This window comes from Sneathiella sp., assembly GCF_041689005.1.
GTDB lineage: Bacteria > Pseudomonadota > Alphaproteobacteria > Sneathiellales > Sneathiellaceae > Sneathiella.
This window is the reverse complement of record NZ_JBDNHC010000113.1, coordinates 1-5,904: the sequence shown is the minus strand read 5'-3', so window position 1 is coordinate 5,904 and position 5,904 is coordinate 1. Positions and strand designations below refer to the sequence as shown.

The following is a 5,904-nucleotide window of genomic DNA, read 5'->3' as shown; positions in this document are numbered from 1 at the left end:
CTGCTGGATTTGATCCAACCTTCACCCAGCCAAATGCAGGCTTGGTCTGGTATTCCGGATGCACCGCATCCGTTGCCTGGCAGGCCATTCAAGAATGCCCGAGAAGGGGCGAAGGTGACGGCTTCATCTGCAGGTAACTCACGCATCAGACGTTCGTACAACGCGATGAATTCAGCCTGCTTTTCTGCTGAGGAAAGAAAACCGGGGCGGATCATGGATATAGCTGAATCGTTCCGACACCGGCAGTCAAGTCAGCAAATTCGGCTTCTGCAGGACTCGAAGTATAGGCCTCTGAATTAGAATGACGACGAACTGCTAAATTCCTCTTCATTATATTCCCAGTAATATAGCACGTTTGAGTGCGGAATCTACGGCACGTTCCCAATCGTTCCTTAGACAAGAACGCGCCGTGACCACATTTTATCTGCCCATAGCGGGGCGGGAGTAGCGGTTCGCATGGGCCACGAGATCATCCGCGTCGGATTCCCAGTCTATCATTGTGAAGGGGCCAGACCAGACGGGTTTAACTGTTTCGCCCTTGGACAGGGCGATGAAGGCATCGGCCACTGCAACGCCGCTGTCATCGATCATGCGAAGTGGCGACGCACTCAGCCAGCCTTCTGCCATTGCGGTGATCTCGTCGCCCGTGCCGCCAAAGCCCATAGAAAGCACTTTGTCCGAAAGGCCGGCACCCTTCAATGCTTGCCCAATGCCGAGGCCAACGCCGGTTGAAACGCCATATATCAGGTCGAGATCCGGATGCGCGACGATCAGATTGTTCGTGGCATCGAAGGCTTTGACGCGGTCAAAGTCGGTGTGAACGCCCACAACGATTTCTATGCCGGGGGATTTTTTGATAACGTCGAGAAAACCATTCATCCGCAAATCGCTGACAACACCGGGGACCCCCTGAAGCACTGCGAGTTTGCCTTCGCCACCAAGCCGCCCGACGGCCCATTCCCCAGAAATGCGTCCACCCTCATAGTGATCGAACGCAATGTATTGAGCGGCGCGGGCCTGTTCGTCTTCATGGGGCTTTAGGAAGTTATAAACCACAACGCCAACGCCAGCCGCCTTCAGCTTGCGCAGGCCGGGAATGGCGGATTCGTATTCGGTGGCGCCCAGCATCACATAGTCGACACCGCGTTCAATCACCGATTCCACTTGGGCAAGCTGACCGGCGTGATCCGTGGCGTCCTGAACAGCCAACTGGATGACTTCGTACTCTACACCTTCCTCGTCCAGACGGCCGCGCATCGACCAATAGACGCGCTCCCAAGCGTCGGAAATATCAAAAGATGGGGACAGATAGGCGATCTGCATTGGTTTGTCTGCAGCAAAAGCCGCGGTGCTGCCAGTCAGAGCTATCGCCGCGCTCATTGCGACCCCGAGTATTTTTCTCCGAGTGATCATATTTAATTCCTCCCATTTAAGTTGCCGACTAGTTGCGCGAGCCGGAGCGCGATCGTAAATCGGAAATCCACGTAATCCGGTTTTCCCTTATGTTGTTGATGGTGACAGCAGTGATGACGATGATGCCAATTGCAACGAGTTGCCAAAAGAATTCGACCCCAGCGATGACCAAAGCGTTGTTCAACATCGTCAAAAGGAGCCCGCCCAGCACAGTACCGTAGAGCGTGCCACGCCCACCAAACAGGCTCGTCCCGCCAATAATTGTTGCCGCGATCACGTGGATCTCCATGGCGGTACCGAGGGTGGCTTGGGTGCCGTCAATCCGCGCCATCCAGAGCAATCCGCCCAGGCCCACGGCAATCCCCATGAAGCCATAGGTGGCGATTGTGATGCGATTCACCCGAATGCCCGCAAGTCTTGCGGCTTCGGTATTTCCACCCACCGCCCGAACGTGAACGCCAAAGGTGCTGAGGTTAAACAGCCAATGCGCCACAAGAACGAAAAGGACGGTGACAATCACAGGTACAGGAATAACACCAATCTTACCTTGTCCCAGCCAGACGAGTTCAGGCGGAAGCCCGTAATATAATTCTCCCGCCGAGTGCAAAAGCGCGATCCCTCGGAACGTGACCATCGTGCCCAAAGTGGCAATCAAAGCGGGCACCGCCAGAAAGGTCACAATTAGGCCGTTGATGGCCCCCAAAATGATCGAAACCGTGAAGAGGACCGCAAGCGCAGGAATATAGTGAAGGCCGCCATCCAAAAGATCGAACGTTATGCAGGTAGTCAGCGCCATCGCCGCCCCGACCGATAGATCGATGCCGCCCTTCGTGATTACAAACGTCATCCCAATCGCGACAATAATATATGTCGACGCCTGAGTGAGCACGTTGATCAGGTTAGAGAAGCTCGCAAAGCGTGGGTTGATTAACGTAAATAGTATGATCAACGCAAGAAGAACCAAGGTAAGCCCGAGGTTATCAAACCGAAATCTTGCGTCAGATTTTCCTGCACTCTTATCAACGGTGTCCATCGTTTCAGTGGCTGACATAGTCTGCCCCCTTTCCATGCAGCGCGCCCATCGTGATCATCGAGACGATTTCTTCTCTGGTGGTTTCATCCGTTCGCTTCACGCCAACCATCGCACCGTTCTTCATAACGGCGACGCGGTCGGCGAGGCCGAAAACATGTTCAAGGTTGTGACTAATAATAAGCGTCGTGATTCCCGTGTCTCGCAGCTTGGCCACAAGCTCCAGAACCTTGGAACCCTCATCGATGCCAAGGGCGGCCATAGGCTCATCCATGATAAGCAGTTTGGGTTGCGTCAGCAAAAGACGGCTGATGGCGATAATCTGGCGTTGTCCGCCGGACAGCTTGCGCACTGGGTCGTTCAACTTCGGCATGGTGATCGAAAAGTTGCGCAATAAGTCGACTGTTTTACGCCGCATTTCCTGCTTGTCCAAGCGCGGTAGAAACCCAAACGACGATCGCGTTAATTCGCGTCCCAGAAACACGTTTTGAGTGACATCCAACTCGTCAACAAGTCCAAGATTTTGGTGAACGGTTTCGATGCCGACAGCCGTGGCATCGGTGGGAAAGGCAAAACTTACATCCGCGCCGTCAAACTGAATAGATCCAGAATCTGGAACAATCGCGCCAGAAATCGCCTTGATTAAAGTGGATTTTCCCGCGCCGTTGTCCCCGACAAGTGCGAGAACTTCTCCACGGTACATCGTTAAATCGACGTCCCGCAAAGCGTGTAATCCGCCATAACTCTTATTGAGCCCTCGGCCTACAAAAAGGCATTCGCTGCCCAACGTTTCATCAGGAACACTCCCCGATACGGTCGTGTTAGTTTGTGTCTGCATTTCCCCACCGTGACTCAAAAATCAAACTTGTGCCTCTTGACCCCGCGTCCTGTCTTATCCAACGTTAGATGTAGAAAATTGCTGTGGAACAGTCTTGAGCGGCTATTTTGCAAACATTCTTGTGCAGTGCGTCGGCTGTTTTAGTCGGACGTATGTACGGATTTCGGCTTCAAAGAAGCTGCGACGGAGCGTCTAAAGACCCGATGGGAAAAAGTATGAATGCCTTTGCAATTGCAGATCGTGAACTCATCCTCTGCTCGCCCAACGAATCGTTTCGCTGGAATATGCACGGTTACCCACATCCTCTCGCGAAGTGGCATCACCACCCGGAGTTGGAAATTCATCTCATTCAGTCAACAAGCGGTCACATGATGATTGGCGATCACGTCGGTCGGTTTTCTCCTGGCTCGCTTGTCATGACCGGCCCAAATCTTCCTCACAATTTTGTTAGTGACAATACGCCAGAACTTTCGGTCCCCGATCGGGATGTCGTGAGCCAGTTCACCAAAGAGTTCTGCGGGCAGCTTTGTTCAAGCTTTCCAGAGATGGCAAAAGTTGACGAATTGTTCAGTGATTCAGAGCTTGGTCTAGAGTTTACAGGTAAAACACGCAGTGAAGGCGCCCGCATACTCAAAGATATCGGAGACGCGCGCGGACCTCAACGTCTTATGAAATTCCTTGAATTGTTGATTTCCCTATCTGAGACAAAAGAAGAAAGGACTATGTTGTCTTACTCTAAAAATAAGTTCGGTTCCAATGACGCGGCATCTAATAAGTTGGTGAATATTATGCGCTACATTTACGACAACTACACCGATAATATATTCCTTTCGGATGTCGCCAAACTTGTTGCGATGGAAGCCAGCACGTTTTCGCGATTTTTCCGCAAAAAGACGGGACACAACTTCAAGGATTTCATCATCCTTCTTCGCGTCCATCATGCCTGCCGTATGCTGACCAACACAAACATGTCCATGACCTCTATTTGTTATGAATCCGGTTTCAATAACACCGCGAATTTCAACAACAAGTTTCGGAGAACCTGTGGCACAACTCCATCTCAATACCGCGCTAACGCTTTTCATTTCACAGAGATGCGCGATAGCGTACATGAAATTTCCTGATCGGTTTCAAAAAACTTTGTAACAAAGCATCCCCACGCTTGGCGGTTCCTAGCCTTTCTTTTTACAATTCCGAAGAAAAGAGGGGGAAGCTATGAGTATTACATCCGGAACCGGCTGGACCGGATCCGACGACCCACGCGCCTTGGTTCTTGAAGCCAAAGGAAAGCTTTGCCTTCGCCTATGTCCTGTTGACGAGGTCCTTGGTCCAAATGATGTACGGGTTGCAAACCACACGGTCGGTATCTGTGGGTCCGATGTTCACTATTACACTCACGGGTCGATTGGTCAGTTTGTCGTCAACGAGCCTATGATCCTAGGCCATGAAGTCTCCGGCGTGGTGGTTGAATGCGGTAAGGACGTGCAACACCTCAACGTTGGGGATCGCGTTTGCATGGAGCCCGGTATCCCGAATCCAGCAAGCCGCGCCGCACAGTTGGGACTTTATAATCTTGATCCGGAAGTTCAGTTCTGGGCGACACCGCCGGTTCATGGCGTTCTGAAATCACATGTTGTCCACCCGGCTGCATATACATTCAAATTGCCGGACGAGGTTTCCTTCGCAGCGGGGGCTATGGTCGAACCACTCGCGGTTGGCGTGCACGCAGTGGCCAAGGCCCGGGCGACTGCCGGGAATGTCGCGGTTGTCTTGGGAGCAGGCCCGATTGGAATGGTCACTGTGCTCGCGGCAAAAGCCGCCGGGTGTTCCAAGATATACGTGACAGACATTGATGACTCGAAACTCGACGTCGCCGCAAAACTGGGGCCGGTTGAGCCGATCAACATCCTCAAAGACTCTTTGGAAGACGCCGTCTTGCAGGGAACCAACGGTTGGGGCGCAGATGTCGTGTACGAGTGTTCTGGTGTTTCCTCTGCGGCGGCCGGGGCCATTGATGTCCTGCGGCCGGGCGGCACAATCGTCTATGTTGGCATCCCAACGGACCCGATCCCATTTGATATTTCCAAGGCGCAGACCAAAGAGGCCCGGATCGAACACGTTTTTCGCTACGCTCACGTTTTCCCCAATTGCGTCAATATGCTGGCATCAGGAGCGATCGATGTGTCGCCATTGATCACCAAGACGTTCTCCTTTGAACAGAGCATCGAAGCCTTCCAAATTGCGAGCACAGCACCAGCAGGGCAGATCAAGATGCAAATTTCGTTTTGTAACGCTTTGGGATAAATCTAGGACACCCCGAAAATCCAGTCAAAATTTCCCCGCATTTCCGGCTGGTTTCGCCTCGGGGTATGGGGCCTGCCCCATCATCTCCGCTCTGCGGGCCATGTTTGCAAAAACATGCATTCCTGCTTCCGCCTATGGGGTATCATCACTATGAACCGCCCCGGGTTTACCGGAGAGTAAAACTCTCAAAGGATGAGCCCTATGGAACAACCTTTCGGCCTTATGTAGCAAGCGCACCAACATTCCTGACCCAATCCCATTAAGAACCCGTTAACCTGGGCTCATTAAACCACTGCAAAACAAGACAATCGATAGCGCG

Annotated in this window: 5 protein-coding genes and 1 pseudogene; 2 read left to right on the top strand and 4 right to left on the bottom strand. The window is 52.5% G+C overall.

Annotated features, from left to right (window positions below):
* The 4 genes and pseudogenes from ACESNI_RS13250 to ACESNI_RS13235 form a co-directional block, all read right to left on the bottom strand.
* Window positions 1–215, bottom strand: a pseudogene (locus ACESNI_RS13250) (hypothetical protein); the annotation flags it as partial.
* A 205-nt stretch (window positions 216–420) separates the two neighbouring features.
* On the bottom strand, window positions 421–1,413 hold the full coding sequence (locus tag ACESNI_RS13245; RefSeq protein ID WP_373087583.1) for a sugar ABC transporter substrate-binding protein: 993 nt from the start codon (window positions 1,411–1,413) through the stop codon (window positions 421–423).
* A 28-nt stretch (window positions 1,414–1,441) separates the two neighbouring features.
* Window positions 1,442–2,464 carry an ABC transporter permease gene (locus ACESNI_RS13240; protein ID WP_373087581.1) on the bottom strand — a complete coding sequence of 341 codons (1,023 nt, stop codon included), beginning with the start codon at window positions 2,462–2,464 and terminating at the stop codon, window positions 1,442–1,444.
* Window positions 2,451–3,281, bottom strand: a complete 831-nt coding sequence (locus ACESNI_RS13235) for an ATP-binding cassette domain-containing protein (protein WP_373087579.1) — start codon at window positions 3,279–3,281, stop codon at window positions 2,451–2,453. Before ACESNI_RS13235 ends, ACESNI_RS13240 begins: the two co-directional genes overlap by 14 nt.
* Before the next feature lie 215 nt (window positions 3,282–3,496).
* Here ACESNI_RS13235 and ACESNI_RS13230 point away from each other — a divergent pair, with 215 nt between their 5' ends.
* Complete coding sequence (locus ACESNI_RS13230) at window positions 3,497–4,405, top strand: AraC family transcriptional regulator (protein WP_373087576.1); 909 nt, start codon at window positions 3,497–3,499, stop codon at window positions 4,403–4,405.
* Between the two features lie 91 nt (window positions 4,406–4,496).
* Entirely contained in the window at window positions 4,497–5,585 is a 1,089-nt protein-coding gene (locus ACESNI_RS13225) for an NAD(P)-dependent alcohol dehydrogenase (RefSeq protein WP_373087574.1), read from the top strand.
* Window positions 5,586–5,904: the final 319 nt, after the last annotated feature.

What these genes read in the sequence shown, in the direction of transcription:
- ACESNI_RS13245 (WP_373087583.1), bottom strand. Translation starts at nt 1,413, where the DNA reads ATGATCACTCGGAGAAAAATACTCGGGGTCGCAATGAGCGCGGCGATA.
- ACESNI_RS13240 (WP_373087581.1), bottom strand. Translation starts at nt 2,464, where the DNA reads ATGTCAGCCACTGAAACGATGGACACCGTTGATAAGAGTGCAGGAAAA.
- ACESNI_RS13235 (WP_373087579.1), bottom strand. Translation starts at nt 3,281, where the DNA reads ATGCAGACACAAACTAACACGACCGTATCGGGGAGTGTTCCTGATGAA.
- ACESNI_RS13230 (WP_373087576.1), top strand. Translation starts at nt 3,497, where the DNA reads ATGAATGCCTTTGCAATTGCAGATCGTGAACTCATCCTCTGCTCGCCC.
- ACESNI_RS13225 (WP_373087574.1), top strand. Translation starts at nt 4,497, where the DNA reads ATGAGTATTACATCCGGAACCGGCTGGACCGGATCCGACGACCCACGC.